We start from the raw sequence: 24,935 nt of genomic DNA on the forward strand, positions 1-24,935 counted from the left end.
GGCCCAAGACCTAAATAAGCAACAGCGACAACAGAAGACAATGAAATTATAGGTCCAAAATCAGATTTGCATACTAGCCGTGTTCTATGAATATAATGATGAAGCTTCTTATTTTTAGGTGTTTACGTGAAAATTAATTCCTTCTCTTCAATACCAGAAGATGATGAAGAACTCTTTCTTCCTGAATTGGTTTATTGGGCTTCTTTAGGTGATCTAAATAAAGTAGAGCAATTACTTTTAGAAGGACAAGATCCTAATGAGGCAGATGATGAAGGTTATAGTGCTTTGCAAGCAGCCGCTGAAAATGATTATTTAGAGATAGTTAAACTCTTGGTAGGAAAAGGTGCTCAAGTCGCTTATAAAAGCGAATATACAGCGCTACAGCTTGCAGAAATGGCTGGTAATATAGACGTAGTAAATTATTTAAAAAGTTTATAAAAATAAAAGGCCTCTTATTTTGTTTATAGAGGCCCTTTTAAAGTTTAAGGTAAATAATATTTCTGTAGTTTCTCAACAATTGATTGAAGCCCTTTTACTTCAAATTCATTAGCTTCGAATTTTTCCTCTTTATTGCGTTTAAAGATATCTCTTATTTCTATTACAGCATTGGGATCAATGATACTTAAACTTGAGGTGACTTGACGTATTTGGCTAATAGAGCGAGAACCATTCGTTGAACCATAACCAATAAATGCAGCGGGTTTATTGCTCCATTCTTTACCAACATAGTCTAGAGCATTTTTTAAGGCTGGACTGTAACCATGGTTGTATTCTGGGCTAATAAAGATAAAAGCATCTGCTTGAGCAATTTTGTCTGCCCATTCTTGTTGTTTAGGTTGATCATAAATTCCGGTAGCGGGTGGGTGAGAGCCTGAAAATAGAGGTAAATCCCATTCTTTTAAATCGACTACTTCGGTTTGGAAATCATTTAGACCCAATGTTGGAATTGTTGATTCTAGCCAATTGGCAATTTTAATTGCTGTACGTCCTTCACGAACACTTCCTACGACAATATAGACCAGCATGTATTTTTCCTAAGGATTTTTATACTTATAACTTAATTCATTATATGGGTAGCTGAGAATATAGAATTTGTAAGGATTCTTATGTTATCAATAAAAAATTCAATAAAAAAAAGCCCTCATTCAGAGGGCTTTTTATTTACATGAGTTTAACGCCTTGTTGGCCTTCGGGAGTTACCTTGAATATTTCTACTTCAAAGGTAATGTTCTTCCCAGCTAAAGGGTGATTAAAATCAATCTCTGTAATGTCATCATTAACCGACTTCACTACACCAAATAACGTAGTTTTTGCCTTATCTTCAAATTCGATCATGTGACCAGGAATCGGGCGTTGTTCAAACTTAACTGTATCGAAAGTTTGAATATTTTCCGGATTCCATGGACCAAATGCATCTTCTGGCGGAAGATGTACTGTACGACGGTCACCAGCACGTAAACCAAATAATGCTTTTTCAAAGCCTGGTAAAAGATTTCCGTCACCAATAGTCAAGGTAACAGGTTCTTCACGGTTACGTGTATTATCGATTTCTACACCATTTTCAATAGCGACGGAAAAGTGTAGATCGACTTTAGAGCCGTCTGTAATACGAATTTCTTCGTTAGGTTGGATAATTTCGGTCATATTATGCATCCGAATTTTGGTTGCGTTGCTTCTCAAGGAAGAATGTATCAATGAGTAGCAAGATGGTACCTAAGGTAATAGCACTGTCCGCAATATTAAAAGCTGGAAAGTGATGATTTTGATAATAAACATGAATAAAATCGACCACATAACCTAGGGTAATACGGTCAATTAAATTGCCTAAAGCTCCACCTAAAATTAAAGCGATGGCTACAGGTAGCACCACCATCTTTTTAGGCATACGAAGCAACCAAAATACAAAAAGGATTGAAACTAAGCCTGCTAAAGATGTGAAGAAATAGCGTTGCCATCCTCCCGCATCAGATAAAAAGCTAAAGGCTGCACCATAGTTATGTAATAGTGTCCAGTTTAAAAATGGAAGCACAGGCACCGGATCTGCGTAGTTCAGATGTGTACTTGCAATCCATTTTGTCCATTGATCCAACACAATGGCAAGGATAGAAAGTCCAAGCCAAATTAAGTTGTGTGGATAAAACTGGAATAAGCCTTTTTTAGCTTGTGAATTAGGCATATTTTCTCACTTCGCCACGACCAGTGACGTTCACAATACAACGACCACATAAACCTGGATGATCGGCATGTGTATTTACATCTGGAAGGACATGCCAGCAACGTGCGCATTTTTCACCTTCAGCTGCAGATATTTGTACACGTAAGCCTTCCATTTCAGTTGCTTCACCTTGCTCAGCAAATGCATGTACTATTACTTCTGAAGTAATAAGAACAAAACGGAGTTCATCAGCCAGTTGGTTTAAAACTGTTTGTAATGATTCATTTGCCCAAAGTTCAACTTTGGCTGAAAGATTACTGCCGACAAGTTTAGCGTTACGAGCTGCTTCAATCTGTTTATTTACTGCAGATTTTACGCTAATCAATGTTTGCCAATCTTCTTCAGAAAGCAGGTTTGCTTTTGATGAAACAGGTAAGTCATACCATTCTGAAGTAAATACATACTTTTCAGTTTGTTCTGGAATGAGTGGCCAAGCTTCTTGAGCGGTAAAGCTTAAGATTGGGCTCATCCAACGGATAAACGCTTGAACAATATGGTAAAGCGCTGTTTGTGCAGAACGACGTGCCTGAGAGTCCGCTTTAGTGGTGTACTGACGGTCTTTGATAATGTCTAGGTAGAAACCACCTAAGTCATTAATACAGAAGCTTGTTAACGCACTACATACCACATGGAAGTTCATTTCTTCATAGGCAGTGATAATCGTTTGTTGTACTTCATTTGCACGCTGCAAGATGTATTGATCTAGAGCAATTAAGTCATCGATAGCTAAAGCATCTGTGCTCGGTTTGAAACCATTTAGGTTAGCAAGCAAGAAACGTAATGTATTACGAATACGACGGTAGCTATCACTTACACGGCTAAAGATTTCTTTAGATGCTGCAATTTCATAGCGATAGTCACTAGAAGCTACATATAAACGTAAACCATCAGCACCAAGCTGTTTGATGATTTCTTCAAGCGGAATGTAGTTGCCTAAAGATTTCGATAACTTACGACCATTTTCATCCACTGTAAAACCATGGGTTAACAAGGCTTTATATGGTGCACGATTGTGAATCGCCATAGACGTTAATAAAGAAGACTGGAACCAACCACGATGTTGGTCTGAACCTTCTAAATATAAATCTGCAGGACTTTCTAATTCTTCACGTTGCTCAAGTACAGCATAATGCGTTGTACCAGAGTCGAACCATACATCAAGCGTATCGCGGATAGCGTTATATTGTGCAGCATCTTCACCAATGAAGTCTTTTGCTTCACGTTTGAACCATGCTTCGATACCTTCTAGTTCGATCAGTTGAGCAACTTCTTCGATAAGTTCAGGTGTACGAGGGTGTAATTCGTTCGTATCTTTATGAACAAAGAAAGGAATTGGAACACCCCAAGTACGTTGACGTGAGATACACCAGTCCGGACGACCTTCAATCATTGACTCAATACGGTTTTTACCCCAGTTCGGTACAAACTCGATATCATTTTCAATCGCGTTAAGCGCACCTTCACGTAAACCTTTTTGATCCATGTTAATGAACCATTGTGGGGTTGCACGGAAGATAATAGGAGTTTTGTGACGCCAGCAGTGTGGGTAGCTGTGTTTGATTGGTTGATGCGCCCATAAACGGCCTACAGCGCCCAAAGCTTCGATAATCTTTGGATTGGCTTTATAGATGTGCTCACCAGCATAGATTGGAGCAGTTGGTAAATAAACACCGTTACCACCCACTGGATTATCTACTGTAAGGTTGTATTGAAGACCTACTTTATAGTCGTCTGCACCATGGCCAGGCGCTGTATGTACTGCACCTGTACCGCTTGTTGCGATAACGTGTTCACCTAAAATCACTGGAACTTGTCGATCAGTGAGTAGTGGGTGTTGTAATGTAAGGTTTTCAAGTTTGTTACCAGTAAAGTCTGCTAAAACTACTGGATTTTCAAGTTTATAACGTTCAATTGCTGAAGCGACTAAGTCTTTAGCAAGAATGAAGTTTTGCTTACCGCGCTCAGTAGTTACTTGTACCAATTGATATTCAATTTCGGCATGCAATGCAACCGCTTGGTTAGCTGGTAATGTCCACGGTGTAGTCGTCCAGATCACGATATCTGTTGGGTCTTGAACTTCTACGTTTAAACGGGCACTTAAATCTTTTAGATCTACAACACCAAAACCAACGTCAATTGCGTCAGATTTTTTATCTTCGTATTCAACTTCAGCTTCAGCAAGTGCTGAACCACAGTCCATACACCAGTTCACTGGCTTTAAGCCCGGCTGGATATGACCATTTTTCTGGATTAAACCTAAAGTACGAACAATATCGGCTTCTTGTTTATAGTTCATGGTGAGATAAGGATTATCCCAATCACCTAAAATACCAAGACGTTTAAAGTCAGTACGCTGTAAATCAATTTGTTTTAGAGCATATTCACGGCAGAGTTTACGGAAAGTCGCTGCGTCAACTTTTTCGCCAACTTTACCTACTTTTTCTTCAACTTTTAGCTCGATTGGTAAGCCATGACAGTCCCAACCTGGAACATAAGGTGCATCGAAACCAGCCAAAGTACGGCTTTTTACAATCACGTCTTTGAGTACTTTATTGACTGCGTGACCTAAATGAATTGTACCGTTCGCATATGGAGGGCCATCGTGCAAAATATATTTTTTCTTGCCAATACGCGATGCACGAATCTGCTGATAAATGTTGTCGGTATACCACTCTTCTAACCATTTCACTTCACGTACTGCCAAATTTGCTTTCATTGCAAATTGAGTATCTGGCAGGTTTAGCGTGGCTTTGTAGTCCACTGCATTCTCAGGAGTTTGCTTATCGCTCATGCAAGTTTTCATCCAGTTTAATCAGCTTGGGAGCCGACATGTTTTACAATCAAAATTCGAATTAAAAAGGAAATTGTGTCGTGTCGTTACGGTATTGTCGTAACTGCTGCACGTCATTATCAATTCCTGCCTTAAGTGCTTCAAGCGAAGGGTAGTTCAATTCACCATGAAGATAGTGAAGGAAAGTCACCCGCATAAATAAGCCATACAGATTAGCAGAAACATCAGGGAAATGTACTTCTAATCTCCACTCTGGATGTTCTTGCTGAATGGCTGGACGTGTACCGACATGCCCCGCGCCATATAGGCTATTTTCATAATATCCGGCAATTCCCGGTTTTTCAGGTGTATCTTGACGCACTTTTTGAGTGAGTGAAGTTGTTTCACAAATGACTTCAACACCATAAATCCCATTTAAACAGGGCTTGTGGCGGTTGAGACGAACGTTAATGGTTGGAAAATCGAGAGTTCGGCCAATCTGGTCGCCATATTGGACACGTCCGGTAATACTGTAAGGACGACCTAATAATTTAGCAGCTAAGGCAAGATTTCCTACCTGAAGCACTTGGCGGATACGAGTTGAACTTACGCGTTCACCTTCAAGTTCAATCGTATGTAGATTTGTGACCCCAAATCCGTAATCTTTTAAAAACTCGCTGTTGCCTTGACGGTCTTTACCGAAATGAAAGTCATCTCCTAAAACCAAAGTTTGCGCGTTTAATTTATCTTTTAATAAGTTTGCAAAGGCTGACGCGCTCAGGCTACGGAAATGCTCATCAAATTTAGCAACTGCAATGTAATCAACCCCAAGCTCAGCTAGGTATTCAACTTTTTCTCGTAGTGAATTAATACGAGGAGGGGCATCGTAGCCTTTAAAGAATTCAAGAGGTTGTGGCTCAAAAATCATAACCAATGTTTTTAAGCCTTGTGCTGCAGCAATTTTTTTGAGTTGAGCAATCATCGCTTGGTGACCTAAATGGACACCATCAAAATTACCAATAGTTACCGCTGTTTGAGGTAACTGAAAATTGGGCGATAACGCATTAAGACGAAGCAGTTTCATGAACTTAAAATATGGCTATTTTTGCAAGGGCTATATATTGCCATAATCTCACAGATTCGTCTTGTTGTTGTGTTTTTACTCAGTTATTTTTCAATATGAATATTTACATATCTAAAATATTGATGAATTAAATAAAAATAAATCAATTTTTCTTATTAATGGTTTGCTCTACTATATCTTTATCCACTCTTTGATTAGAGAACTAAGATGAAAAAACCTTTTTACCAATTAAATCATAGCAAAGATGTTATACGACATTTTACTCCAAATTGGTTTACAGCGACTATGGGTACTGGTGTGGTCAGTATGATTTTAATTCAGCTTCCATTCGCTCAATCATTTTTATTCACGCTAGCAACTTTGTTATGGCAATTTAATATTGTTTTATTCAGCGTTTTTTCTGCTCTCTATTTATTGCGGTGGTTTCTTTTCTCCCATGAAGCGAAGCAAATATTTAACCATCCCAATATGAGCTTGTTTTTAGGGGCTATTCCGATGGGATTGGCTACAATATTGAATGGCTTTTTAAGCTTCGGTGTCGGGCTTTACGGTGAAGTTGCGATACATATTGCTCAAGCTTTATGGTACGTCGATGTCTTTTTAGCACTATCAATTGCGTGGATCGTGCCGTTTTGTATGTTTAGCCGTCAGAATCATCAGCTACATACCATGACCGCAATCTGGCTATTACCTGTGGTTGCCTGTGAAGTAGCAGCAAGTTCTGCTGGCATGTTAGTCGCTCATTTACCAGCAGATTTACATAGCTTTCATTTATTAATGGCTGGCTACGTACTTTGGGGAATTTCTGTTTTACCAGCGTTTGCTATTTTGACAATTCTAATGTTGCGTATGGCTTTGCATCAATTACCTGAAAAGGAAGTCGCAATTTCTAGCTGGCTTTCTTTAGGCCCGATTGGTACTGGTGCATTAGGTTTATTGTTACTAGGTGAGCAAGCCCAAAGAGTGGCGCCAAATGTAGGATTTCACCAATTTGCGAATGTCTTTCAAGCTTTAGGAATTGTGGGCAGTCTCGTGCTTTTAGGCTTCGGGTTATGGTGGTTGGGTCTTGCGATTTTAACAACGCTTCGCCATGCAAAGACAGGTATTCCATTTAACTTAGGTTGGTGGGGCTTAACCTTTCCATTAGGCGTATTTATTTTGGCGCTATTTAATTTAGGGCATCAGGTCGAAATTGTCTTTTTACAATACGTTGCGGTGGCATTGAGTCTTTTATTATTGACGATGTGGGGTGTGGTAATGAAGAAAACGCTAGCAGGCGCATATAGTGGCCAACTGTTCTTTTCTCCGTGTTTAATCGCCTTACAACAAAAAATGCAGTAGTGGTGAAAAGGTGCAAAAAGCTTTTGCACCTGATTTATACTTATTTGCTAATTTATTTAATTTTGATTTGAGCTTTTTGAATGAACACTGATATTGCTTTAATTATGGCACTTCCTAATGAATCTAAAGGTTTGTTTGAACAAGCAGGTGTTGAAGTCCATTACAGTGGTATTGGTAAGATTAATGCTGCCTTTAAAGCATTTGAGGTTATTCAAAAAACTGGATGTAAAACTTTAATTAATCTAGGTACAGCTGGAAGCTCTGCATTTAATCGACATGATTTAGTCGAAGTAAAGACTTTTGTCCAACGTGATATGGATGTTTCACCTTTAGGGTTTGAAGTTGGTGTAACGCCATTAGATGATCACTTGGCGGCAGAGATTCATCTTCCCCCCCATTTTGTTGATTTGCCAAAAGCAGTTTGCGGAACTGGCGATTCATTTGAAACGGGACAGCCAAAAGTAGCTTGTGATGTGGTGGATATGGAAGGCTATGCCTTAGCCAAAGTCTGCCATAAGCTAGGCGTACGCCTGATTTCGGTGAAGTATATTACTGATGGGGCGGATGACACTGCACATGTGGATTGGGAAGAAAATTTATTATTAGGTGCCCAAAAACTTTTGGCGCTTTATCAAAATCATTTCTAAAAAAAGATCGGCAAATTTGCCGATCTTTTTTTTGTTTTAGCGAGGCAATACGCCGTAGAGCATCAGGTGGACTGTATGCTCAATTGAGCGTTGGAACATGCTTCGGTTACGAAGTGTTTTTCCAGTCACCATTTCCATTTGGGTTGCAAAATCTGCATAGTTTTGCGTAAGGCCCCAAATGTTTAAGATTAATAATTCTGGGTCGATATCTGGTGAAATCTTCCCTTCTTCTTGCCAAGTCTGAATGACTTTAGCTTTGCGCTTAAATAGTTTTTTTAATGGCCCTTTGAGTATAGGTAAAATATGCGGAGCGCCTTGAATTATTTCTAATGCAAACAATCTAGATGCTTTCGGTTGGCTACGAGACAGTTCGATTTTTTGTATTAAATAGTGAGTTAAGGCTTCGGCTGGTTCTAATTCAGACTCTAAAGTTTGTAAGGGAGCCAACCATTTTTGTAAAACAGTTGTGAGCACTTCTACGTATAAAGACTCTTTATTTTCGTAGTAATAGAAAATATTCGACTTATGCATGTCGGCGAGTTGGGCAATTTCATCCAGACTTGCGCCAGTGAACCCATAGACTGAAAATACGTCAAGGGCGGCAGCAAGAAGCTGATTGCGCTTTTGGGTACTCTTTTTTTGTTCCATCTGCTGCATAATTAAAAAAATAGTATTCCCATTGTAAGGTAAATTGTTTGATTTGTGCACAGGTGTCTTGCTTTTTTAATCAAAAAACGGCTAGTTAATTGCGTAATAGATATACTATTGTGCAAAAAATAGAGAGATTCACTAGTTTATTGTTATTCTTAAAAATATTTTTTAAATTTTGCTCTAAAAAAGAGCAATAAAACAGCAGTTTTATTGCTCGTAAATTGGGCATTTTTCGGTTGAACAGTTCTCATTCTTTATCGCAACCTTAAGTTGCCAGAACTGCATCGAGTACTTGTTGCTCAAGTTGGGAAAAACTAATACTTTTTTTACGGGGACGTGGCAAATTAACGTGGAAACTTTGAGCGATTTGACCCTTATCTAATAAGATAATACGGTCGGCCAATTGCACTGCTTCACTTACATCGTGTGTCACTAGAATGGCAGTAAAACCTTGTTCTTTCCACAAGCGCTCAATCAAGCTTTGCATCTCAAGCCGAGTTAGAGCATCTAATGCACCTAAAGGCTCATCAAGCAATAAAATGCGTGGCGTATGCGATAGTGCACGTGCTAAGGCTGTACGCTGACGTTGGCCACCTGAGAGTTGAGAAGGCCATTGTCCAGATTTCTCTTTTAAACCCACTTTTTCTAGTAATTCTTCTGCTAAAGCATGTTGAGCTTTAGGCAAACCCAGTTGAACGTTTTGAAGAATATTTCTCCAAGGAAGCAAGCGTGGGTCTTGGAACATTACTCGAATATCATCGTTAGTAATGCCTTCACGCAAATGTCGAGCAGATTTGAATTTGATTTCCCCAAAACTGGCTTTTTCAAGTTGGGCAATTAAACGTAGTAACGTACTTTTGCCACAGCCACTTCGACCAACAATTGCTAAAAACTCACCCGGCTGGATGTGTAGGTCAAGATCTTCAAGGACCTTTACCTCGCCATAGAATTTATAAAGTTGCTCAATCAGAATCTCTGCACCTAATGTCGGTTCTTGTGATTCTGCTGGACTTTCAGGAATGAGCTGCACTTCATTTTGATTAATATTTAAATTCAGATTTGTCATGTTCTAAGCTCCCTTATTTCTGATATCCAGAGTGCCAACGTAGTAAATAGCGTTCTAAAAGCTGTGCTAAAACATCTGCCAGTTTACCTAGTAAGGCGTAAAGAAGAATACCGACCAGAACGACATCTGTTTGTAAAAACTCACGTGCATTCATAGTCATATAACCAATACCTGCTTGAGCCGAAATGGTTTCAGCGACAATGAGCAATACCCAAACCAAACCTAAAGCAAAGCGTAGACCTACTAAAATAGAAGGCATAGCACCCGGAAGAATAATTTCTTTGTAAAGCTGCCAGCGAGAAAGGCCATAACTTTTACCCATTTCGATCAATTGAGGGTCAACTGATCGAATACCGTGATAGGTATTAATATAAATCGGGAAGAAAACGCCTACTGCGACCAAGAATAATTTCGCTGTTTCATCAATACCGAACCACAAGATTACAAGTGGAATAAGTGCTAATGCAGGGATGTTACGAATCATTTGCAAGGTCGTGTCGAGCAGGGTAGAGGCGAAGCGTGAAGAGCCATTAAGTAAACCTAAGAGCAAACCTAAACCGCCACCAACCAAAAGTCCAAGCAAAGCACGACCAGCACTCACCTTAACGTGATGCCATAATTCCCCGCTAACGAGCAAGTGCCAAAAAGCGGAAACAACGGCAGTGGGTGCTGGCAAAATGCGGCTTTCTAAAAGACCTGAACTTGAAGCAATTTGCCAAACAACCAAGAGAACAATGGGGAAAACCCAAGGCAGCAAATGCTGCCCGATTTGTTTTGTTCCACGTGAAACAATACTTTTATCTTTACTCATGCAGGCTCCTTGACGGAATCATTTTGCTTCTTCTCGTCTGGAACATAGTTGTTGGCAATAATTTCACCGAATGGACCGGTTAAATTTGGCTGAGCAAGTTTGGCGCGAGTTTCGATTGGCAATAACGGGAATACTAATTCTGCAAAACGGATTGACTCTTCAAGATGTGGATAGCCCGAGAAAATAAAAGTATCAATACCTAAGTCAGCATATTCTTGAATGCGGGCAGCGACTGTTTCTGGGTCACCTACAAGTGCTGTCCCAGCGCCACCACGGACTAAACCAATACCTGCCCAAAGGTTTGGAGATACTTCAAGCTTGTCACGGTTGCCGCCGTGGAGAGCTGCCATACGCTGTTGACCTACAGAGTCCATCTGCGCAAATTTTTTCTGTGCCGCAGCAATAGTTGCATCATCAAGATATTGGATAAGCTCGTTCGCTGCTGCCCAAGCTTGTTCGTTGGTTTCGCGAACAATCACATGTAAGCGAATGCCATAAGTTAATTTACGACCTTTAGCCTCAGCTTTGGCACGAACATGTTCGACCTTTTGTTTAACTGCTTCTGGTGGTTCACCCCATGTGAGGTAAGTATCGACTTGCTCAGCTGCAAGATCGACAGCGACTTCTGAAGAGCCGCCAAACCAAAGTGGTGGATAAGGCTTTTGCATAGGTGGGTAAAGTAGTTTTGCATCATCTACTTGTAAGCGTTCACCGTGGAATGTAAAAGCTTCACCTGTATGTGAACGCGTCAAAATTTCACGCCAAATTTTTACATATTCATTGGCAGTTTGATAACGCGTTGAGTGATCTTCATATAAACCATCGCCGCGTAGTTCGGCCTCATCACCACCAGTCACTAGGTTGAGTAACACGCGACCATTCGACAAGCGGTCAAATGTTGCAGCCATACGAGCTGCTAATGCTGGTGTTGTTACACCGGGACGTAACGCAACTAAGAATTTAAGGTGTTGAGTTGCATCAATCAGGCTAGCCGCCGTAATCCAAGGATCTTCACATGAACGACCTGTTGGAATAAGTACACCTTCATAACCCAAATTATCTACTGCCACAGCAATTTGCTTCATATAGGCATGGTCAACCTGACGAGCGCCTTTACTTGTACCTAAATAGCGACTATCACCGTGGGTAGGAATAAACCAGAAAATTTTCATGTGCATTACCTATATGTCTATTGAAATTACTTGGCAATCCAAACAGCTTGTTTGATGCTGATTGGTTTTGGAATGATGCCTTGTTGAGTAAAGATGTCTGCGAGTTGCTGCTGCTCAGCAATCACTTTGCTGTTCAGCGGAGTGGCTGATGAAGGACGAGGACGGCGTTTAATAAATAAGTCACTGGTTGCAGGCTTCAGTCCTGTGCTTTGGCCAATGGCTGTCGCCGTTTCTGCTTGATGGCTTTGAACCCATTTGTCAGCTTGATTGATTTGTTTGATGAGCCCAGAAACAGCTTTCGGATGTTGTTTAACAAAGTCCGGAGCGGCTAAATAAAATGTATAGTTCGGGCTTAAGCCTTTACCTGATGCAAGAACACGAGCTTGATCTTCTAGTTGTGCTGAAGCGAAGTAAGGGTCCCAAATTGCCCATGCATCAACGGCACCTTTTTGAAATGCTGCGCGAGCATCGGCAGGTGTAAGCCAGATCGGAGTAATGTCGCTCCAGTTTAGGCCTGCTTTACGTACAGCTTGCACAAGTAAGTAATGTGAACTCGAACCTTTTTGCAGCGCAATACGTTTACCTTTAAGGTCTTTAAGTTGTTTGAGCTGCGAGTTTTTAGGAACTAAAATTGCTGATGCTAGTGGTTTAGCTGCTTCATAGGCAATGTAATATAAAGGCTTTCCAGCTGCTTGTGCGTAGACTGGAGGAGTGTCCCCAGTAACTCCGACATCAAGGGAACCGACAGCTAAAGCTTCTAAAATTTGTGGTCCTGCAGGGAACTCATTCCAAGTAACTTTGGCATTTGGAAATTCTTGTTCAAATAGTTTTTGCTGTTTGGCAATCGCAAAGTTAATTGAACTTTTTTGGAAACCAATACGAAGTTCTTTTACAGTTGGATCAATTGCCCAAGCGGGTGCTGCGATTGTTAAACCTAATACAGTGACTGCACTGATGCGTTTAACTAATTGTGCCCACTGACTCTTATTAAATAATGACTGATGTTGCATATTGATATCCTTGTTCCCCTTGAGGTCCGGCACAGCATTTATATCGTTATTTAAGCCGTGCCCAAGCTGGGTTTATTTCAGTTTTAAAATGGCTTCTTGAATAGTGAGCTTGTTAGGAATGAGCTTTTGCGCATAAAAGGCATCAGCTACTTGTTGTTGTTCTTGTGCCACCTTGTCAGAGATTGGCTGAACTCCAAAACCCATACGTGAAATGGACGTTTTGAGTACATCAAACTCAAGTGCTGTAGGTTTTTCGAGTAGCTTGGCAGCTTCATCCTGATGTGAACTCACCCATTCAGTGGTCTGGTTAAGGGTTTGCACAACTGTATTGAGAACTTTCGGATTATTTTCTGCAAATTTACGGTCAGCTAGATAGAACTGATGATTGCTTACTAAATCTTCACCTGTTGCCAAAACTCGAGCTTGAATTTGATGTTCAGCTGCTGCAAAGAACGGATCCCAAATGACCCATGCATCTACTGCACCTTTTTCAAAGGCAGCACGAGCGTCTGATGGTGGTAAATAAACTGGTTGAATATCGCTTAAGCTTAAGTTGTTGGCTTCTAGAACTTTTAATAATAGGTAATGAACATTCGAACCCTTATTAAGAGCAACACGTTTGCCTTTTAAATCTTTAATAGAGTGAATTGGGGAGTCTTTTTGTACCAATAATGCTTCGGCTTTTGGCGCAGCAGGTTGGTTTGCGACATAGACTAAATTTGGATTGGCCGCCTGAGCAAAGATGGGTGGTGCTTCACCTGCTTCACCGAGTGAAACGCTCCCTACATTTAAGCCTTCAAGCAATTGAGGGCCAGCAGGAAACTCAACCCATTTTACTTGCACGCCTTGTTCTTTTAGTACTTTTTCTAGGTCACCACGAGCCTTTAAGATAGGAAGAATGCCATATTTTTGATAGCCAATATTTAAAGTTGTGGTGGCCTGTTCCTCTTTTTTGGCACAACCACTTAACATCATCACTCCTGCAAGGCTGGCTGCGATGACTGAATATTTTGCCCATGAAGTGGTATTGAAAAGTGCCATGAGATTTCGTGCTCCCCGAAAGAGAAAAAGAAAAAATAATTGGATGAGCAGCTACCCTAAAGGGATTTTTATTTCAGAAAAAATAAGTATTCGGTCTTTATTTATGCAAAAAAAAGCTAAAAACAATAGGCTATAAACTTATGCAAAAAAGTGATTTATCTAAGAGGAATATATTTAATGAATTATGAGTAAGTTGATGTAAATAAAATAAAAAATATTAAAACATTAAAAAATAGAGATTTTAAAAAAGTACAACCATAAATTAATAGCGTTTATGGATGTACTTTTTTAACTAAGCTTATCTGAAATAAGAATATCTTAAAAACAGCAAAGGCTAGGGAAGCAGTTTCTTAAAGACTAGAGAATTCCTTTGATAGTTATAAAGTGCCTGACGGGCATTAGGTAACTCATCAACACTGACCTGATGGAAACCATGTTCTAAAAACCAGTGAGCGGTACGCGTTGTTAAAACGAATAATTGACGAATACCTTGTTCTTTGGCCTTTTCTTCAAGGAATTGCAGAATTTGGCTGCCACGGTTTGATTTACGATAACTTGGATGTACTGCAACGCAGGCAATTTCTGCAGAACGAGTTTCGTTAAACTCGGTTGGAATTGGATAAAGCGCAGCACACGCTAAAATCATACCGTCGCGTTCAATAACAGCGAACTGGCTGATTTCTTGCTCCAGACGTTCACGTGAACGATAAACCAAAATGCCTTCTTCTTCTAAAGGACGCAATAAATTCATTAAACCGCCCACATCTTTAATATGAGCTGTACGAACTTCTTCATAATGCGCATCGGTAATCATGGTGCCTATACCATCTCGAGTAAATAACTCTTCGAGAAGGGCGCCATCATAGGCATAGGAAATGAGATGAACGCGGTGTACACCTGATAAAGACGCTTTTTTTGCTTGCTGCAAATGTAGGGTCAGCGTTGGACTAATGGTTTGGTATTGTTGAATATAGTAGTCCAATTGATGTGGGCTTAATTCACGTAATATTTGTTCATCTTCATTCAGAAGACCTTGTTGCTCTCCAAGAAAAATCAGTTTATCTGCTTTTAAATAAGTTGCAGTTTTGGTCGCAACTTCTTCTGCCCGCAAGTTAAATACTTCGCCTGTAGTGGAATAACCTGTTGGCCCCAGTAAAACAATATTATGATTATCAAGGTGTCGTTCAATTGCATCGGTGTCTATTGAACGAACTTCACCTGTAAGCTGGAAATCCATGCCATCACGAATGCCATAAGGTTTAGCAGTCACAAAATTACCCGATATCACATCTATTCGAGCGCCGTACATGGGTGAGTTCGCTAAGCCCATAGAGAGCAATGCTTCAATTTCTAGGCGAATTGAACCTACTGCACTCATGACACAGCTTAAAGATTCACGTGTCGTAATGCGGCTGTTGTCATAAAAAGGGGTTTCAATTCCTTTTTCTTGAAGATTCTGATTAATTTGCGGACGTGCGCCGTGCACAAGAATTAAGCGAATACCAAGAGAATGAAGTAACGCAATATCGTGAATGATATGTTCGAAATTAGGATGACGGACTGCTTCACCACCAAACATCAATACGAATGTTTTATCGCGGTGAGCATTAATGTAGGGCGCTGAGTGTCGAAACCAGTGTACATAATGCTGGGTGTTATTATGCGACTTTTCTAAAGACTTGCTTGGCATACCGATCTCGAATCAACAGCAAAAAGATATAAAGATGATTCTAAACAAAAAAGATTAAAGCCGCATGTTTTAGATAAAAAAACACCCAAATCTAAGTTTGGGTGTTTAAATTTTTTAAAATTAGTGAACCACTCGGATGATTTTATGGCTTTGTTCATTCACCAGTACATAATTTCCGTTCACTTTGTACCATTTTTGGTAGCGGCCTGGCTTAGTTAATTTTTGATGTTGACGGTAGTCAATCACATAACGTGAGTGTTGATATTCATGTGGAACCACCTGACCTGCTCGCCACACATTGCGATGGTCATCCTTTTTAATCACTGTAACGGTTTTTACTTCATGGTTTTGGTAGTTGCCATGGTAGTTATGATCATTAGGTGCTGCCATTGCCGTTGTTGCAACTAAACCACTGAGTGAAAGAACAATCGCTGTTGTTAGTTTTTTCATTGTAAACCTCTAATGATGAATTAAATTTCAATAACTAAAGACTAGTGAACAATTACAGATAAATCGTGGAGGCTACGAAGAATAAATGTGAAAACTAACGATGAAATAAGAAGAAATTAAGAAAATATGAAATGTAAGAATATAAAAAAACTTTTTATTTTTAAAATATATAAGTAATAAAAAAGGATAAAACCATGAGGCTTTATCCTTCTTGTTTAGCGATAGCGAGGTTCTATCGCTTTAAAAACCACGAATACTAACAATGCTATTAGAATCAGTATCGACTAAAATATAGTCATTATTGATTTTGTACCATTGTTGGTTCCGGTCTGGTTTCGGCAAGTTACTGTCTTTATAGTCGACTTTGTAGCCATTCCCACGGTAGTGCTGTGGCATGACATAGCCAGGCTGCCAGCGATGCTGTTTCAACCGTTCAAAACCACGTTCTTCGCGCATACGACGCTCGTCACGGACACGATCTTCATCATGATCACGTCCAAATCCTGGCCCACGATCATTCCATTCACCGCGTGGTCCTCCACCTTTAGGACCTTTGGGGCCATGGCCTCGGTCAAAAGGAGGATCAGCAAAGCTCGCCATACTTGTGGTTAATACGGCTATGGAAAGGGTTAAGATTGTGAACAACTTTTTCATGATGCATCCTCGTTTACATCTGATGTCTCTCATGTTGAATACTCTACGCGTAAAATGCAGAGAAACTGTGAAGATCATTTAATGGTTCAATTAAAATTACGGATAGATCAAGAGTTTTTTATCAATAATAAAAAAGGCTTGGATATATCTTTTCAGGTATAGGCAAGCCAGATTTGATGATCGGCTGTAATTTTCTTTAGCTTTTCATCTTTAATTTTTAATCCTGTGCATCGATACTTTGACCATTGAGTGCCAAGCTGTCTTCACCCATTAAATAGAGATAAGCAGGCAAGATCGACTCTGGTGTAGGTAGTGTTTTCGGATCTTCTTGTGGGTAGGCTTTCGCACGCATTGCGGTACGCGTCGCACCTGGATTAATGCAGTTAAAGCGGATATTTGGATAAGTATGTTCCGCTGCAAAAATTTTGCTCACCGCTTCAATTGCAATTTTTGAAACAGAATATGCTCCCCATAAAGCACGTGCTTCACGGCCTACACCCGAACTGGTAAATACAACAGAGGCATTTTCTGATTTTTGCAAAAGTGGTAATAATGCTTGAGTCAAAGCAAAAGGCGCACGCAAGTTAACCGCCATGACATCATCCCAAGTTTCAGTTGGATAATGTGCAAGTTCAACACGTTCACCTAAAATACCTGCATTATGCAAAATACCGTCTAGGCGTCCAAACTGCTTTTCGAGGGTATCGACTAAAAAGTCATAATCACGGTCAGAAGCACTCGAAAGTTGTAATGGTAAAATCGCTGGTTGCGGTGCACCCAGACTTTCAATTTCATCATAAATCACTTCAAGTTTATTTAAGGTTCTACCATGCAGTACAACGGTTGCACCATGTAGGGCATAAGTCAGAGCGGCAGCTCGCCCAATTCCATCACCAGCGCCAGTAATTAAAATAATTCGATCTTTGAGTAGATCCGGACGAGGTTGGTATTCTGAATATTTCATTGGTAAACCTCCTTCTTTTTATATTGATAAAACGAATAACTGTTAAAAAAGCCTATAAAACTCTTATGTTAACTTATCATACGCTGATTTTCCTGTAGAGCAGGAAGCTTTTGACGTAACATATCGTGTAATTCTGTCACCGTATTTACAATCGAATCGGCCTGCCATGCAGCGAGATCATCACGATGTTCGATTGGTAAATAGCCATATGCAGCCAAAATAGTATACATATTGGCATTGCGACCAGCATCAATATCACGTGGGTGGTCGCCCACATAAATAATTTCATTTGCTGGAATATTTAACTGTTTAGCAGCTAGATACATCGGTTCAGGGTCTGGTTTAGTTTTACTAACATCTTCAGGACACACTAAAACAGCACAGCGTTCAGTCAGATTTAACTTTTCTAAGAGAGACTCGCTTAAACCACGAGGTTTATTGGTCACAATACCCCACGGAATTTCTTTAGCTTCTAACGCTTCTAGAAGCGGATACATGCCTTCAAACAGGTCTGTATCGACCACAATGTTATTGCCGTAAATGTCTAAAAAGTTTTGGCGATGCGCCAAGAAAATTGGATTGGTTACATCCAGCTCTGGATAGACCAATTTAACCATCGCACGCGCGCCCTCAGAAACCTGAGTACGAATTAGGTCTCCATCAACGACTGGGCGTCTTGCATCACGACACATTTGCTGAATAATACGAATGAAGTCGGCAGCTGTATCGATAAGAGTACCGTCTAAATCAAATAAAACAGCTTTCATCATGCACCTGTATTTATCGTGTGAACCATATAATTAACGTCAACATTTGGCGCTAACCAGTAATGCTTGGTAAGCGGGTTGTAGTGCAGTCCTGTCATTTCTTTTAGAGTAAGACCTGCATTACGAATGTCATGTGCCATTTCAGATGGTCGAATAAATTTATGATAATCATGTGTACCTTTTGGCAACATGCGTAGTACGTATTCTGCACCAATAATGGCAAATAAATAAGATTTTGGGTTACGGTTAATGGTTGAGAAAAACACATGACCGCCCGGTTTAACCAAAGCCTGACAAGCTCTTACAATAGATGCTGGATCTGGAACGTGTTCCATCATTTCCATGCAAGTGACCACATCGTATTGACCTGCTTGTTCTTGTGCTAATTCTTCTACAGGAATTTGGCGATATTCAATATTTTGAACATTGTCTTGCTGAGCATGCAAACGGCCAACAGCTAGCGGTGCTTCACCCATATCAATACCAAGTACATCTGCTCCACGACGTGCCATGCTCTCTGCCAAAATACCGCCACCACAACCGACATCAAGTACTTTTTTACCAGCAAGGCCGCCTACACGCTCATCAATCCAGTTTAAACGTAGTGGATTGATTTGATGAAGTGGGCGAAATTCAGAATGTTGATCCCACCATTTGGCAGCAAGTGCTTCAAACTTTGCGATTTCTTGTAAATCAACATTCAATTGCGACATGGTGCTACCTCTAAACTTGAGTTATCTTTTTGGATATAGTTCGCCGTTAGTGTAGCGATTATTGGGAAAAAAGCGATAAACCCAATAAAAAACTTCACAGAAGCAAAACGAATTTAGCATATTTGTTTTATATTTAGGGCATAAGCTAATGCATAACAACTTAGAGGAAAAGCTGTAGCAATGAAAAAATTGGTTTTGGGTGGTTTAAGCGCAGCAATTATGGCCGTATCGGGTGGTGCAATGGCAGCAGATTTTGTTGCTGGTAAAGACTACACCGTGATTGCCAATCCAGGCAAAGTGGAAGTTCCGGGGAAAATCGAAGTTCGAGAGTTCTTTTGGTATGGATGTCCACACTGTTTTAAACTTGAACCGCATATGCAAACGTGGTTAAAACAGATTCCTAACGATGTGCGTTTTGTACGTACACCAGCTGCAATGAATAAAATGTGGGAACAAGGGGCGCGTACCTATTATACATCTGAGGCATTAGGTGTACGTAAACGCACGCATTTACCATTGTTTCATGCGATTCAGGTGAATGGTCAGCAAATTTTTGATCAGGCTTCTGCTGCGAAGTTCTTTACTCGTTATGGCGTGCCTGAACAGAAATTTAATAGCACTTACAATTCATTTGCTGTGACTGCAAAAGTTGCTGAGTCAAATAAACTTGCTCAACAGTACCAATTAACAGGTGTTCCTGCGGTTGTCGTTAATGGTAAATATGTTGTACAGGGTGAAGATGGTAAAGTTACTCAAGTTCTTAATTATTTAATTGAGAAAGAACGTAAAGCAAAATAAGTTGTTTAGGCTTTACTTCAAAAATGGGCTTCAAATGAAGCCCATTTTTATTTAATTAAAATTTATATCGATGTTCAATTTTTTGTTAATTATCACGAAATCTTTCAATTAATTTTGCTTATTTTCATCTTCAATTTGAAAATTTAAAACATCAAAATTAACAGTTTGAGTTGGCAGCGATAATGCCTGATTAATATATAAATTAATTAATTTTTGGCGAGAACCAATAGAGCGCTGGTAATAGGTAGAATTTAAAAGCAGTGATGCGCCATAAGTCAGTGACCAGATATAAGACAAATAATCACGAATCGACATGTCGTAATTTAGTGATTTTAAATAATTTTCTGTAATATCTTTAATAGCTAAAATACGCTGTTGGCGGATTTCATAAAGTTCTTCGAAAAGATGCTTCAACTTAGATTCTGTCATTGTCAGACTTTCTTCAAGTTGATGCAATAAAATGGTTTTTCCTGGCGTAAGCAAATGATGAAGCATGTAATGAGGGGCATACTCTTTGAAATCTGTATTATATTTTTTAGAAATTTCTAAAATTTGTTTTTCATTTTGAATAATGAGCTCAAGTAGAAGCTCATTTTTGCTTCTAAAATGCTTATAAAGTGTGCCTTTAGCAATATCTAGCTCGGCCACTAACTCATCTAGAGTAATTTCCTGATTGTTTTCTAGTAACAACTTTTCTGCCACGCTTAGAATTTTTTCTTTGCGCATCAAAAACTGTGTATGACGATCAAGATTCATAGGTATTCCCACACCAGTTTGGCCTAACTAATAATTTACTTCTTGTAAAAAGAAAAAGACTTTTCTCGAAATTTTTAGCCTTTTTCTTTCTCTCTTTACGTATTACCACATAACCTGTTTTTTGTCATTTGCCGCTTTTACCGTTCCCAGTTTGCAATCCCTCTAAAGAGTAAGCGAACTTGTGTAGAGGCATTTTCGATAAAGGCGGTTTGTTGCTGTTTGAGCTGCTCGTCTTGATATTGTTTAGATAGGTTGAGCCACGTCATTGCCCATGTAAATGACATGTTGGTCAAAATGGTGGATAAGACATTTAAGTCTTGAGGTTGTTGAATATGTTTGAAATTTTCGAGTTTGGTGAGATCTGTAGTCAAATCTTCAATCAGAAATTCGATTTCTCGGGCAATTGCTGCACGAACCGTTTCTGAACCGCCCCAACGTTCGGAAATCATAAATTGCCACTGCTTAGGGCTATGATTTACCGCCTGAACAAATAGCTCAATGCTGGTCTGAGTTTTGGTCGATTTATGTTGTAAATAACTTTGACCGAGTTGATGCAAAACACTTTTTAAGTGTAGTGCGACTTGGTCAACCAATTCCTTACCAAGTTCATCCATGTCTTGAAAATGACGATAGAACGCTGTCGGCACCAAACCAACTTCACGTGCAACTTCACGCAAACTGATACTACTGAACGAACGCCCAGACGTGCTCAGATGCAAGGCTGCATCGAGGAGTGCCTGACGACTTTGCTGTTTTCGTTCATCCCGTATCGACATTAAAAGAACCTATTTAAACCGTGAGCCAGAGTCTAACAAAAAAGAGCAAACTTTCATAAAAAAAATAGTGAACAAGTGTTGACTGAGTGAACGGTTATAAATATAGTGTACATATGTTCACTATACGAACATGTGTTCACTCAAATAAATAGCCAGATACAAAAGAGGAACGTATGAACGCAACACTTAGTTATCAGCCACATTTGGTTCGAGAAGATTTCGTTGATTTTGTTTTGCAGAAAATTAACGTGACTTGGGCTTGGAAACGCGTACTTGCCAAAGTTACCGCAGTTCAGTCTCTACATACCGATATGGTGCTTATCAAGCTAAAACCGAATCGTAATTTTAAATTCGATCAGGTATGTGCTGGACAAAGTATTTTATTGACCCTACTTATAGATGGGGTTTACCACCAGCGTAGTTATTCAATTATTGAAGTAACAAATGAAGGTGAAATCTCTTTAGGTATTAAAGTACAGGGCTTAGTGTCTAGTGCAGCTCAACTCTTACATGTTGGAGAGTGCATTGAGATTTCACAGCCACAAGGTGAATTCACACTACATTCAGGTCAACAGCCAGCTATTTTAATTGCGTCAGGTAGTGGCATTACTGCAATTTATTCACTTTTGCAGCAAGCTTTGAAACAGCAGCTTGAACAGATTCATGTCATTTACTTTAATCGTGCAGAAATTTTTCATGCTGAATTAAAAGCGTTGGCAGAAAAGCATCCAGAGCTTCAATATCATTTTTTTAATACCACTGAGCAAAAGCAGCATTTAGATGCGAAATTGTTGACGAAACTGGTCCCGAACTTTAAAGACCTACAAATGTATGCATGTGGTCATCACGGCATGATGCGTCAGGCACAAGATATTTATAAGCAACATGATGTGTTGGAAAACTTCCATCAAGAGTTTTTCATGCCTGTTCAAATCGAACAGTCTAATGAAGCACAACCAATCATATTTCGTCGTTCGCAACAAAACTTTCTTGCCACGACAACGTTATTAAGCAGTGCAGAGCAAGCTGGCTTACGTCCACAGCATGGTTGTCGTATGGGTGTATGCAACCAATGTACGTGTACCAAAGTCAGTGGTGTCACCCAGAATATATTAACAGGTGAAATTGACGATCAACCAAATCGTGCAATTAAGTTATGCGTGAACCAAGCCCTTAGCCCAGTCACGATTGATCTATAAAAACAAACATAAAAGAGATTTGAGGATACCCTTATGAATATGGCAGTGGAAATTAAAGCAACATCAAAATCGGCACATTTAACCCCAGAGCAAACAGAAGCTTTTGGTCGTCGTATTGAAGAAATTCGTCTTGAAGTGATGAAAGATCTCGGGAAAGAAGATTCAAAATATATTTACAAAGTACGTAATTTTGTACGCTACACCGAAATTGCATCACGTGGCATGTTGATGTTTGGTGGTTGGATTCCACCAGTATGGTTGTTGGGTACGGCTATGCTAGGCGTATCTAAAATCGTTGAAAACATGGAACTCGGTCATAATGTGATGCATGGTCAGTTTGACTGGTTAAATGATCCAACGCTTAACGGTGCAACCTATGACTGGGATACAGTGTGTACGGGTGAAGACTGGAAATATACCCATAACTATAAGCATCATACCTATACCAATGTGTTTGGTATGGATCATGATATTAGCGGTTATGGTGTGATGCGCATGAGCCGTGAGCAAAAGTGGGAACCTCGTTTTTTATTCAACGTGCCAATGGGTTTTGTATTGTCAACGGGTTTTGAATGGCTACTGGCTTTGCAACGTCTAGAGATGGAAAAAGTGTTGTTTGATGGCACCAAAACTTGGAAAGAAGTGTATGTAGAATCTAAAAATCTACGTAAAAAAATGGTACGTCAGTTTGGTAAAGATTATGTGTTGTTCCCACTCATTGCAGGACCAATGTTCTTGCCAGTATTGGCTGGTAACTTTTTTGCTAACTTGATCCGTAACTACTGGGCATCGACCGTGATTTATTGTGGTCATTTCACAGAAGATTCTGAAATTATCACTGACAATATTGATAATGAAACTAAAGCAGAGTGGTACTTGCGTCAGATCCGTGGTTCAGCAAACTTTACTGGCGGTAAAATCATGCATTTCTTGAGTGGTAACTTGAGTCATCAAATCGAACATCACTTGTTTCCTGATGTACCTGCCAACCGCTATCAAGAGATGGCACCTAAAGTACGTGAAGTTTGTGCAGAGTTCGGTCAACAGTACAATACCGCGCCCTTTGGATCTCAAATTTTGAGTGTGTATAAACGTCTGGCTGTTCACTCTTTGCCTGACAATGTGGTTGATCATTTAGTGGCGACCAAGCGGACCTTTGTTGAGGCGGTAAAAGGCATGTTTGGCAAAACTGCTTAATAAAGATAGAGCATTGTTTAAGGTATTCCAAATAGCTCCTTTTAAGGGGCTATTTTTATTTTTGAGTCATTAAAAGTGCAGACTTACATTTGAAAGTAGGGAATAAACTCAACCTGTCAAAATCCTTTGCTATACTATGCCCAGATTTGTATTTAAGAGAAGTTAGGAAGGATTATGCGTATTGACCAACGTGAATTAGACCAGTTACGTGAAGTAAAAATCACACGTAACTATACCCGTTACGCAGAAGGTTCAGTTCTGGTTGAGTTTGGTCACACCAAAGTCCTTTGTACTGCAAGTATCGATAATTCGGTTCCACGGTTTTTAAAAGGAAAAGGACAGGGCTGGGTCACTGCTGAATATGGCATGTTACCGCGCTCAACACACTCACGTTGTGACCGTGAAGCAGCGCGTGGTAAACAGTCGGGCCGGACACAGGAAATCCAACGTCTGATTGGTCGTAGCTTACGTGCTATGGTCGATTTGAAAAAGCTTGGCGAAAACACGATTACCATCGACTGTGATGTGATTCAGGCAGATGGTGGTACGCGTACTGCTTCAATTACTGGTGCGGCTGTAGCATTGGTTGATGCTATGAATGTTTTATTGTCTCAAAAGAAAATTAAGCATGATCCGCTTAAAGGATTGGTTGCTGCAATTTCTGTGGGTATGTATCAAGACGAAGTATTGCTTGATCTTTGCTATGAAGAAGATTCAAACTGTCAAACTGACTTAAATGTAGTAATGACACAAGCAGGTGAATTTATTGAAATTCAAGGTACTGCTGAAGACAAACCGTTTACTCGCGCACAAAGCAATGCCATGTTAGAAATGGCTGAAAAAGGAATTGCCGAGCTCGTTAAAAAGCAACAAGAAGCTTTAGGCTGGTAATTTTAAACTTTCTAAAAAAACGCATCTTCGGATGCGTTTTTTTATGCCTTCATCAAATCGACATAAAAACATCACTTGCCTGTCACTTTTACGCTTTATTAGTAGTTCGCATTTAAACCGTTTGGAAAAAACCAATGCGAAAACTTTCACTTTTATTAATTACATCTTTAGCACTTTTGCTCAGTGCTTGTAACGATGATAACGACTCAGATAATTCATCGCCAACAACACCGCCGACCAGTAATTGCAAAATGCACTGTGCACCATAATAA

General features: G+C 39.8%; 27 protein-coding genes. 8 read left to right on the top strand and 19 right to left on the bottom strand.

Going from position 1 to position 24,935, the window contains the following annotated elements; translation table 11 throughout:
- The first annotated feature begins 126 nt into the window (after positions 1-126).
- Positions 127-438: an ankyrin repeat domain-containing protein gene (locus FY048_RS14175; RefSeq protein ID WP_446091559.1), complete on the top strand. Its 312-nt coding sequence runs from the start codon at positions 127-129 to the stop codon at positions 436-438.
- A gap of 44 nt (positions 439-482) precedes the next feature.
- On the opposite strand, the gene FY048_RS14180 is transcribed toward FY048_RS14175, so the two are convergent.
- The 5 genes from FY048_RS14180 to ribF all read right to left on the bottom strand — a co-directional run bounded on the left by FY048_RS14180 (position 483) and on the right by ribF (position 6,069).
- Positions 483-1,025: an NADPH-dependent FMN reductase gene (locus tag FY048_RS14180; RefSeq protein ID WP_446091560.1), complete on the bottom strand. Its 543-nt coding sequence runs from the start codon at positions 1,023-1,025 to the stop codon at positions 483-485.
- A gap of 136 nt (positions 1,026-1,161) precedes the next feature.
- Positions 1,162-1,644: an FKBP-type peptidyl-prolyl cis-trans isomerase gene (locus tag FY048_RS14185; RefSeq protein WP_446091561.1), complete on the bottom strand. Its 483-nt coding sequence runs from the start codon at positions 1,642-1,644 to the stop codon at positions 1,162-1,164.
- A 1-nt stretch (position 1,645) separates the two neighbouring features.
- A complete protein-coding gene (gene lspA, locus FY048_RS14190) occupies positions 1,646-2,176 on the bottom strand; it encodes a signal peptidase II (protein ID WP_446091562.1) in 531 nt (176 codons plus the stop codon).
- On the bottom strand, positions 2,169-5,006 hold the full coding sequence (ileS, locus tag FY048_RS14195) for an isoleucine--tRNA ligase (RefSeq protein WP_446091563.1): 2,838 nt from the start codon (positions 5,004-5,006) through the stop codon (positions 2,169-2,171). Before ileS ends, lspA begins: the two co-directional genes overlap by 8 nt.
- Before the next feature lie 61 nt (positions 5,007-5,067).
- Positions 5,068-6,069, bottom strand: coding sequence for a bifunctional riboflavin kinase/FAD synthetase (ribF, locus tag FY048_RS14200; RefSeq protein WP_446091564.1), 1,002 nt, complete (start codon positions 6,067-6,069; stop codon positions 5,068-5,070).
- Between the two features lie 207 nt (positions 6,070-6,276).
- Between ribF and FY048_RS14205 the strand changes: the two genes are divergently transcribed.
- Positions 6,277-7,410, top strand: coding sequence for a TDT family transporter (locus tag FY048_RS14205; protein ID WP_446091565.1), 1,134 nt, complete (start codon positions 6,277-6,279; stop codon positions 7,408-7,410).
- A gap of 80 nt (positions 7,411-7,490) precedes the next feature.
- Complete coding sequence (locus FY048_RS14210; protein ID WP_446091566.1) at positions 7,491-8,057, top strand: 5'-methylthioadenosine/S-adenosylhomocysteine nucleosidase family protein; 567 nt, start codon at positions 7,491-7,493, stop codon at positions 8,055-8,057.
- 36 nt (positions 8,058-8,093) lie between these two features.
- Here the strand turns inward: FY048_RS14210 and FY048_RS14215 are convergent, their stop codons facing one another.
- The 12 genes from FY048_RS14215 to ubiG form a co-directional block, all read right to left on the bottom strand.
- The gene (locus tag FY048_RS14215) at positions 8,094-8,714 is read right to left on the bottom strand and encodes a TetR family transcriptional regulator C-terminal domain-containing protein (RefSeq protein WP_016139695.1); all 621 of its coding nucleotides are present in this window, start codon (positions 8,712-8,714) and stop codon (positions 8,094-8,096) included.
- A 259-nt stretch (positions 8,715-8,973) separates the two neighbouring features.
- Complete coding sequence (locus FY048_RS14220; protein WP_016139694.1) at positions 8,974-9,774, bottom strand: ABC transporter ATP-binding protein; 801 nt, start codon at positions 9,772-9,774, stop codon at positions 8,974-8,976.
- A gap of 13 nt (positions 9,775-9,787) precedes the next feature.
- Entirely contained in the window at positions 9,788-10,585 is a 798-nt protein-coding gene (gene ssuC, locus FY048_RS14225) for an aliphatic sulfonate ABC transporter permease SsuC (RefSeq protein ID WP_016139693.1), read from the bottom strand.
- Positions 10,582-11,757: an FMNH2-dependent alkanesulfonate monooxygenase gene (gene ssuD / locus FY048_RS14230; RefSeq protein WP_446091567.1), complete on the bottom strand. Its 1,176-nt coding sequence runs from the start codon at positions 11,755-11,757 to the stop codon at positions 10,582-10,584. Before ssuD ends, ssuC begins: the two co-directional genes overlap by 4 nt.
- Positions 11,758-11,783: 26 nt before the next feature.
- Positions 11,784-12,767 (bottom strand): sulfonate ABC transporter substrate-binding protein, encoded by a 984-nt coding sequence (locus tag FY048_RS14235; protein WP_446091568.1) that lies wholly within the window; start codon positions 12,765-12,767, stop codon positions 11,784-11,786.
- Between the two features lie 72 nt (positions 12,768-12,839).
- Entirely contained in the window at positions 12,840-13,808 is a 969-nt protein-coding gene (locus FY048_RS14240; RefSeq protein WP_446091569.1) for a sulfonate ABC transporter substrate-binding protein, read from the bottom strand.
- A 334-nt stretch (positions 13,809-14,142) separates the two neighbouring features.
- Positions 14,143-15,498: an amino-acid N-acetyltransferase gene (gene argA / locus FY048_RS14245; protein ID WP_446091570.1), complete on the bottom strand. Its 1,356-nt coding sequence runs from the start codon at positions 15,496-15,498 to the stop codon at positions 14,143-14,145.
- A gap of 120 nt (positions 15,499-15,618) precedes the next feature.
- Entirely contained in the window at positions 15,619-15,948 is a 330-nt protein-coding gene (locus FY048_RS14250) for an RcnB family protein (RefSeq protein ID WP_446091571.1), read from the bottom strand.
- A gap of 240 nt (positions 15,949-16,188) precedes the next feature.
- A complete protein-coding gene (locus tag FY048_RS14255) occupies positions 16,189-16,602 on the bottom strand; it encodes an RcnB family protein (protein ID WP_004795500.1) in 414 nt (137 codons plus the stop codon).
- A 217-nt stretch (positions 16,603-16,819) separates the two neighbouring features.
- The gene (locus FY048_RS14260; RefSeq protein WP_004795498.1) at positions 16,820-17,566 is read right to left on the bottom strand and encodes a YciK family oxidoreductase; all 747 of its coding nucleotides are present in this window, start codon (positions 17,564-17,566) and stop codon (positions 16,820-16,822) included.
- Between the two features lie 68 nt (positions 17,567-17,634).
- Entirely contained in the window at positions 17,635-18,336 is a 702-nt protein-coding gene (locus FY048_RS14265; protein ID WP_446091572.1) for an HAD family hydrolase, read from the bottom strand.
- Positions 18,333-19,046 carry a bifunctional 2-polyprenyl-6-hydroxyphenol methylase/3-demethylubiquinol 3-O-methyltransferase UbiG gene (ubiG, locus tag FY048_RS14270; RefSeq protein WP_003655787.1) on the bottom strand — a complete coding sequence of 238 codons (714 nt, stop codon included), beginning with the start codon at positions 19,044-19,046 and terminating at the stop codon, positions 18,333-18,335. The genes FY048_RS14265 and ubiG overlap by 4 nt, the downstream gene beginning before the upstream one ends.
- A 180-nt stretch (positions 19,047-19,226) precedes the next feature.
- Between ubiG and FY048_RS14275 the strand changes: the two genes are divergently transcribed.
- Positions 19,227-19,844, top strand: a complete 618-nt coding sequence (locus tag FY048_RS14275) for a thiol:disulfide interchange protein DsbA/DsbL (RefSeq protein WP_016139684.1) — start codon at positions 19,227-19,229, stop codon at positions 19,842-19,844.
- Between the two features lie 108 nt (positions 19,845-19,952).
- On the opposite strand, the gene FY048_RS14280 is transcribed toward FY048_RS14275, so the two are convergent.
- Complete coding sequence (locus tag FY048_RS14280) at positions 19,953-20,600, bottom strand: TetR/AcrR family transcriptional regulator (protein ID WP_016139683.1); 648 nt, start codon at positions 20,598-20,600, stop codon at positions 19,953-19,955.
- Between the two features lie 137 nt (positions 20,601-20,737).
- Positions 20,738-21,376 carry a TetR family transcriptional regulator gene (locus FY048_RS14285; RefSeq protein WP_003655781.1) on the bottom strand — a complete coding sequence of 213 codons (639 nt, stop codon included), beginning with the start codon at positions 21,374-21,376 and terminating at the stop codon, positions 20,738-20,740.
- A 173-nt stretch (positions 21,377-21,549) separates the two neighbouring features.
- Between FY048_RS14285 and FY048_RS14290 the strand changes: the two genes are divergently transcribed.
- The 4 genes from FY048_RS14290 to FY048_RS14305 all read left to right on the top strand — a co-directional run bounded on the left by FY048_RS14290 (position 21,550) and on the right by FY048_RS14305 (position 24,932).
- The gene (locus FY048_RS14290; RefSeq protein WP_446091573.1) at positions 21,550-22,575 is read left to right on the top strand and encodes a ferredoxin reductase; all 1,026 of its coding nucleotides are present in this window, start codon (positions 21,550-21,552) and stop codon (positions 22,573-22,575) included.
- Between the two features lie 33 nt (positions 22,576-22,608).
- On the top strand, positions 22,609-23,772 hold the full coding sequence (locus tag FY048_RS14295; RefSeq protein ID WP_446091574.1) for a fatty acid desaturase family protein: 1,164 nt from the start codon (positions 22,609-22,611) through the stop codon (positions 23,770-23,772).
- A gap of 174 nt (positions 23,773-23,946) precedes the next feature.
- The gene (gene rph / locus FY048_RS14300) at positions 23,947-24,663 is read left to right on the top strand and encodes a ribonuclease PH (RefSeq protein ID WP_005037670.1); all 717 of its coding nucleotides are present in this window, start codon (positions 23,947-23,949) and stop codon (positions 24,661-24,663) included.
- Between the two features lie 134 nt (positions 24,664-24,797).
- Positions 24,798-24,932, top strand: a complete 135-nt coding sequence (locus FY048_RS14305; RefSeq protein WP_262409250.1) for a hypothetical protein — start codon at positions 24,798-24,800, stop codon at positions 24,930-24,932.
- Positions 24,933-24,935: the final 3 nt, after the last annotated feature.

This window comes from Acinetobacter sp. 1124_18A, from assembly GCF_052824995.1.

What these genes read in the sequence shown, in the direction of transcription:
- FY048_RS14280 (WP_016139683.1), bottom strand. Translation starts at nt 20,600, where the DNA reads ATGAATCTTGATCGTCATACACAGTTTTTGATGCGCAAAGAAAAAATT.
- ssuD (WP_446091567.1), bottom strand. Translation starts at nt 11,757, where the DNA reads ATGAAAATTTTCTGGTTTATTCCTACCCACGGTGATAGTCGCTATTTA.
- ssuC (WP_016139693.1), bottom strand. Translation starts at nt 10,585, where the DNA reads ATGAGTAAAGATAAAAGTATTGTTTCACGTGGAACAAAACAAATCGGG.
- FY048_RS14210 (WP_446091566.1), top strand. Translation starts at nt 7,491, where the DNA reads ATGAACACTGATATTGCTTTAATTATGGCACTTCCTAATGAATCTAAA.
- FY048_RS14260 (WP_004795498.1), bottom strand. Translation starts at nt 17,566, where the DNA reads ATGAAATATTCAGAATACCAACCTCGTCCGGATCTACTCAAAGATCGA.
- FY048_RS14265 (WP_446091572.1), bottom strand. Translation starts at nt 18,336, where the DNA reads ATGATGAAAGCTGTTTTATTTGATTTAGACGGTACTCTTATCGATACA.
- argA (WP_446091570.1), bottom strand. Translation starts at nt 15,498, where the DNA reads ATGCCAAGCAAGTCTTTAGAAAAGTCGCATAATAACACCCAGCATTAT.
- FY048_RS14290 (WP_446091573.1), top strand. Translation starts at nt 21,550, where the DNA reads ATGAACGCAACACTTAGTTATCAGCCACATTTGGTTCGAGAAGATTTC.
- FY048_RS14295 (WP_446091574.1), top strand. Translation starts at nt 22,609, where the DNA reads ATGAATATGGCAGTGGAAATTAAAGCAACATCAAAATCGGCACATTTA.
- FY048_RS14235 (WP_446091568.1), bottom strand. Translation starts at nt 12,767, where the DNA reads ATGCAACATCAGTCATTATTTAATAAGAGTCAGTGGGCACAATTAGTT.
- FY048_RS14305 (WP_262409250.1), top strand. Translation starts at nt 24,798, where the DNA reads ATGCGAAAACTTTCACTTTTATTAATTACATCTTTAGCACTTTTGCTC.
- FY048_RS14205 (WP_446091565.1), top strand. Translation starts at nt 6,277, where the DNA reads ATGAAAAAACCTTTTTACCAATTAAATCATAGCAAAGATGTTATACGA.
- lspA (WP_446091562.1), bottom strand. Translation starts at nt 2,176, where the DNA reads ATGCCTAATTCACAAGCTAAAAAAGGCTTATTCCAGTTTTATCCACAC.
- FY048_RS14250 (WP_446091571.1), bottom strand. Translation starts at nt 15,948, where the DNA reads ATGAAAAAACTAACAACAGCGATTGTTCTTTCACTCAGTGGTTTAGTT.
- FY048_RS14275 (WP_016139684.1), top strand. Translation starts at nt 19,227, where the DNA reads ATGAAAAAATTGGTTTTGGGTGGTTTAAGCGCAGCAATTATGGCCGTA.
- FY048_RS14180 (WP_446091560.1), bottom strand. Translation starts at nt 1,025, where the DNA reads ATGCTGGTCTATATTGTCGTAGGAAGTGTTCGTGAAGGACGTACAGCA.
- ileS (WP_446091563.1), bottom strand. Translation starts at nt 5,006, where the DNA reads ATGAGCGATAAGCAAACTCCTGAGAATGCAGTGGACTACAAAGCCACG.
- rph (WP_005037670.1), top strand. Translation starts at nt 23,947, where the DNA reads ATGCGTATTGACCAACGTGAATTAGACCAGTTACGTGAAGTAAAAATC.
- FY048_RS14185 (WP_446091561.1), bottom strand. Translation starts at nt 1,644, where the DNA reads ATGACCGAAATTATCCAACCTAACGAAGAAATTCGTATTACAGACGGC.
- FY048_RS14220 (WP_016139694.1), bottom strand. Translation starts at nt 9,774, where the DNA reads ATGACAAATCTGAATTTAAATATTAATCAAAATGAAGTGCAGCTCATT.
- FY048_RS14215 (WP_016139695.1), bottom strand. Translation starts at nt 8,714, where the DNA reads ATGCAGCAGATGGAACAAAAAAAGAGTACCCAAAAGCGCAATCAGCTT.
- ribF (WP_446091564.1), bottom strand. Translation starts at nt 6,069, where the DNA reads ATGAAACTGCTTCGTCTTAATGCGTTATCGCCCAATTTTCAGTTACCT.
- FY048_RS14285 (WP_003655781.1), bottom strand. Translation starts at nt 21,376, where the DNA reads ATGTCGATACGGGATGAACGAAAACAGCAAAGTCGTCAGGCACTCCTC.
- FY048_RS14255 (WP_004795500.1), bottom strand. Translation starts at nt 16,602, where the DNA reads ATGAAAAAGTTGTTCACAATCTTAACCCTTTCCATAGCCGTATTAACC.
- ubiG (WP_003655787.1), bottom strand. Translation starts at nt 19,046, where the DNA reads ATGTCGCAATTGAATGTTGATTTACAAGAAATCGCAAAGTTTGAAGCA.
- FY048_RS14240 (WP_446091569.1), bottom strand. Translation starts at nt 13,808, where the DNA reads ATGGCACTTTTCAATACCACTTCATGGGCAAAATATTCAGTCATCGCA.